1 protein-coding gene is annotated in these 237 nt (G+C 65.8%); it reads right to left on the minus strand.

Annotation, left to right across the window (positions count from 1 at the left end; genetic code table 11):
- Positions 1–18: 18 nt before the first annotated feature.
- The coding region (locus FS507_RS20140) for a hypothetical protein (RefSeq protein WP_222121485.1) at positions 19–237 on the minus strand (219 nt) is incomplete at its 5' end.

A 237-nucleotide genomic window follows, 5' to 3' on the forward strand; every position in this document is an offset into this window, starting at 1 on the left:
CCCCCACACACCTCCCCTCTACCTCCCCTCCAGCTCCTCCACCTCCTCGACATACTCCTCCTCCCCACCCCCCTTACCCCCCTCCCCCCCCTTCTTCACCCCTTCTCCACGCTCCTCCCCCCTCAACTCCCCAACCCCCACCCCCCCCACCAACCCCCATTCCACATCTCCCCTCTCCCTACCTACCCCACTGACCATCACCCCCCACTTCACCCCAATTTCACCCACTCCACCTCC

Source organism: Corynebacterium glyciniphilum AJ 3170 (assembly GCF_007673095.1).
Lineage (GTDB): Bacteria > Actinomycetota > Actinomycetes > Mycobacteriales > Mycobacteriaceae > Corynebacterium.